The following is a 4,620-nucleotide window of genomic DNA, read 5'->3' on the forward strand; positions in this document are numbered from 1 at the left end:
TTATACTCCAGTGTCACCTGTCCCTTAGCATCAGGACGAAGGTAGGGCATAAGGTCCGGCTCCTCCTTGCGGATCTGGGATAGGATCTGCAGCATCGAGTGAGACAGCTCGATCGGAAGCGGCATGTAGTTGTCGCTCTCACATGAGGCGTAGCCAAACATAATCCCCTGATCTCCTGCGCCCTGGTCCTCGTCCAACTCCCGCACGACACCCATATGGATGTCAGGGCTCTGCTCGTGGATGGCGCTGAGGATACCGACCGACTGCGCATCGAAGCCATACTCGCCCTTGGTGTAACCAATGTCAGCGATCACTCCTCGCACGACAGACTGCAGGTCGACGTAAGCGTCAGAGGTGATCTCTCCGGCAATAAGTACTTGACCGGCAGTCACTAATGTCTCACATGCCACCTTGCTCTTGGGATCCTGAGCAAGGAAGTTGTCCAAGAGGGCATCAGAGATCTGGTCGGCCACCTTATCCGGGTGTCCATCGCTCACAGACTCGGAGCTGAAGAGATAGGTATCAGAAGTTTTCATATATCAATGAACCTAAGAAGATGAAGTGTACAATGTCTACAATCCGAGAAGAGAACTTTATCCTATAAGCACGCAATGCGCAAAGCCCCTCTCGGTCAGACACCACGATCCGTGAGCAAGAAGCTCCGACCATCGTTCATTGACTCAAGAGTGCCTTTTAGCATTGTTTTAGCGTGGTTGCAAGCAGACACAAATCTCTCCACGTGATGCTGCAAAGGTACGATTTATTCGCTTTTTCCTATAGTGTTGCACTTCGAAGTTGAACCTAGGTTCCGTCATGAGAAAATGCGCTATCTTTGACGCACGTATCAACCACCAACAGACAAGATTATGAACCCTTCCCACTTACGTACGCTTCTGCTGCTTATCTCAGTGCTCCTGCTGCTGACTGTCTCCCCCAGTCTCCTCGCTCAGAGCCCGTCAGACCAGTATGAGTGTCTCTACCGGTATCACTACAGCGGTCCGACCACTTCCTCAGAGGACGAAGAGAGCGGATTGAACGTTATGGTAACCATCATGGGTGCTCAGGAGCAGGATGGCAAGAGTCACCCTCAGGAACTCTCCACGCTGGTGATGCTCCGGATGGGAGACCAGCGTAGCTACTGTCGAGACTATACTTCTTACCGGGTGGACTCGCTGATGGCCGAGACTACCCGTCCGGACAGTCTCCTGCAGAGTCTGCAGATGGCTGCGGTGGACAATTTCTTCTACTTCGACCCCTGCGTCACTATGGATCTGGGGCGTGGAGAGATGACGCTTATGGAGACCATCCCACTCTCCTACTATACCTACACCGAGCCGATGATGTCGATCGACTGGACCCTCTCAGAGGAGACCAAGGAGGTGTGTGGCTATAGCTGCAAGACCGCCACGGGTAGCTATGGTGGACGGACCTGGGTCGTGCGGTATGCTCCCGGGATCCCCTCCGCCTTTGGTCCATGGAAGCTCCACGGACTTCCCGGTCTGATCCTCGAGGCGGAGGATGCCGAGGGAATGCACCACTTCACGGCGGTTCGCTTCGCCAAGGCTACTACTCCGCTACCGGAGCCTGATCGCTCCATGGCGATCCGGACTAACCGTCAGGATTTTATCAAGGCAAAGTCGCGTCAGACGGAGATCCCCATGGACGGCATCACCGAGATGACTGTCCGACGTAACGACAATGGTCAAAAAGTCGTCATGATCAATGGCTTTACACTACGACCTCTTGTCTCTACGACCCAGCCCCTGGAGCTGAAGTGATGAGACCCCGCCGCTGCTTCCTCTCGCTCCTGCTCCTCCTTTGCACTCTCCCGCTTCTTGCTCAGGAGTATAAGCTCTCCGGACGGGTAACCGGTGGTGAGGGAGAGGCGGTCGTGGGCGCCCGGGTGACGCTGAGTCACGAGGGGCAGATCCTCGCCTTTGCCTTTACCCGCAAGGGAGGACGCTTCGCCCTCACATCCGATCGCAGTTACCCGAGGATGAAGCTCTCTATCAGTCATCTCTCGTACGAGACGGACAGCCTCTCGCTGACGCCCGACCGACACGAGGTAACGCTCCGTCTCTCTCCGCGTGTCTCACAGCTGCAGGAGGTGACGGTGGAGGCCTATCCGATCATCGAGCGGTCGGATACGCTCACCTATCTCCTCCGTTCCTTTACTGAAGCGGGTGACTACACCCTGGAGGATGCAATCAAGCGTTTGCCGGGTGTGGAGGTGGATCCCAAGGGACAGATCAGCTATCTCGGCAAGGCGATCAGCCACTTCTATATCGAGGGAATGGATCTCCTCGGCGGGCAGTACCACAAGGCGACACGAAACTTGGATGCCAAGAAGGTAGCCTCGGTCGATGTTATGAGGCACCATCAGGATCGGAAGATAGATAAGGACGTGCCGTCGAATGACGTGGCACTGAATGTCCGACTTGAGAAGGATGCGAAGAGCCGCCCCATCTGGTCGGGGAATGGAGCGATCGGCTATGGGGGTAGGGTGCGATACGACGGCTCGCTCTCGTCGATGCTCTTTGCTCACTCTTTGCAGTATATGGCGCTGCTATCCGGAGGCAATCAGACGGAGCGTGCTCGGGATGACGCTCTGGATCTGATCGTGAGAGGGGACTCGCCTACTGCTCTTGCGGAGCGTGTGATCGGCGAGGCCTCTGCATCAGCACCACCGATCGATCGGGAGCTCTATCTCAGTCCCCTTGATCTCTCCGTCTCCGGGTCAGTCCTCCGCGCCCTCTCGGATGATCGACAGCTCCGTGTGCAGGCACGCTATGGACGCAGCTCTACCGGCTACGGTTATGCGATTGAGAGACGCTTCGCTGACGGGACAGTGATAAGCGAGGAGAGCAATCCCACCGCACTCGTCCATCTTCCGGGCGTAGAGATCGAGTATCGGGACAATCAGGAGGGATACTTCTTGAGTAATAGCTTTGTCCTCGGGGGAAAGATCTCTGATGATCAAGTGCCAACCCTGCTCGGCGGTGGCGGATCCCACTTTGTGCAAAAGCAGTCTCGTGGTCTCTCTCTCCTCGATGAGATCGCGTACAGCCGCCGTCGCGGAACCCAAAACCACCGAGTGGAGGGGCGGGTGAGTCTCGTGACGATCCCGGATCAGTGGCTGGGTATCGGAGCCGCAGATGAGGTCTCTCTTCGGCAGTATGCTCAGGGCGGATCTGCCGGGGCGAGTGCCACCTATACGCTTAGTGAGACTAAGGGGGCGCACAGGCTCAACGGCACCTTGGGACTGACCTACTCGGGTGACCATGTGGAGACCTATCAGCAGCAGGAGGGTGCCGAGCGCACTGCGCTGAATGACCTCGATGTGAGCACTACCTCTCTCGGGCTGTCGACAGGATACACCTATACCCGTCCGCGAGGGCTTCGCTGTGTCCTGAGCGCCACGCTGGCACTCACGGGCAACTACCTCTCGCTCCGCAATAGCGGGGACCGACCTCTCAGGCTCTCTCGCCCGCTCTTTACCATCAACCCCTCTCTGTCGGCGGACTTTGCGCTGAGTCCCTTCTCCGAGGTCAGCCTTGGTGCCAATTACAGCAGTGGCTATGGCGGAGCTGCCTCCTTCCTCTCCGCCCCGATTCGTACCGGACTGACTCAAACCACCACCGGTTCCGGGACACTCTCTGAGAGCTCCATGATCAATGTGAATGGGGACTACCGCTTCAGCCAGCCGATGAAGATGTGGTTTGTTCGGCTCAGCGGGGGCTACACCCGGATCCGGAGCAATACCCTCGCGACTCAGACGATAGAGGAGGACATGATCGGCACCGGTGCGCTGCAGACGGATAACGTATCGCACCTCTACAATGGTGACCTCACGGTGACGAAGCGCTTCCACGCCTATAAGACTGCCCTCCGATTCTATACCGGAGTCTCCCGTGCCGACTATCGGGTGATGCAAAATGAGGTGCTCCTACCCTACAGCTCCTCCACAATGTATGTCACACCTGAGCTCTCCACCACGCCAATCCGAGGGCTGGAGCTCTCCTACTCGTACAACCTCAGCCGCACGATGATGAGCTACGGAGGCACCAACGCTCAGCCGGTCATCTCCTACAGCCATCGCGCCGGCGTGAGTGTGCCACTGCTTAGAGGTGTGGTCTGGAGGACAAATTGCCGGGTCACCACCTTTACTGCTTTTGAGGGACCGGACCGGACGTTCCCCCAGCTCAGTACGGCGCTCTCCTACCGTCAGAAGTCATTCTCAGTCGACCTCCGTGTGCTCAACCTGCTCAATCACCAGTCCTACCGCTACCTCACCTTCGACACCGTCAATAGGTACGCCTACCGGTACGACCTCCGCCCGAGGACGATCCTCCTCTCTCTGCGGCTCTCGCTCTGAGACCTGTGAATCTGAGACCTGTGAAATGCTACCGTCTCTTATTCGCAGTATAGCAGCCGAGAATACTCTTCTACCTCAGGGGGATTTCTTTTACCGGTATTAGTTTACACTATTACCGGTATTAGTGAGTACTAATACCGGTAATAGATCGGAGACACTTCTGATCCCTGTGCAGAGGGATCCAATGTAATGATTTATCGGTTCGGTTCGATCCGAAGTGTCTCGCTCTTCCCCTTCCCATAGGT

Annotated in this window: 3 protein-coding genes; 2 read left to right on the forward strand and 1 reads right to left on the reverse strand. The window is 56.6% G+C overall.

Annotated elements, in window-relative coordinates; translation table 11 throughout:
• The coding region (locus Q0F21_RS05445; RefSeq protein WP_297238117.1) for an S-adenosylmethionine synthetase N-terminal domain-containing protein at positions 1-536 on the reverse strand (536 nt) is incomplete at its 3' end.
• 330 nt (positions 537-866) lie between these two features.
• Between Q0F21_RS05445 and Q0F21_RS05450 the strand changes: the two genes are divergently transcribed.
• Together Q0F21_RS05450 and Q0F21_RS05455 are read left to right on the forward strand one after the other, a co-directional pair.
• Positions 867-1,778, forward strand: a complete 912-nt coding sequence (locus Q0F21_RS05450) for a GLPGLI family protein (protein WP_297238119.1) — start codon at positions 867-869, stop codon at positions 1,776-1,778.
• A complete protein-coding gene (locus Q0F21_RS05455) occupies positions 1,775-4,375 on the forward strand; it encodes a hypothetical protein (RefSeq protein ID WP_297238121.1) in 2,601 nt (866 codons plus the stop codon). Before Q0F21_RS05450 ends, Q0F21_RS05455 begins: the two co-directional genes overlap by 4 nt.
• Positions 4,376-4,620: the final 245 nt, after the last annotated feature.

The organism is uncultured Porphyromonas sp. (genome assembly GCF_934359325.1).
Classification (GTDB): domain Bacteria; phylum Bacteroidota; class Bacteroidia; order Bacteroidales; family Porphyromonadaceae; genus Porphyromonas_A.

What these genes read in the sequence shown, in the direction of transcription:
- Q0F21_RS05450 (WP_297238119.1), top strand. Translation starts at nt 867, where the DNA reads ATGAACCCTTCCCACTTACGTACGCTTCTGCTGCTTATCTCAGTGCTC.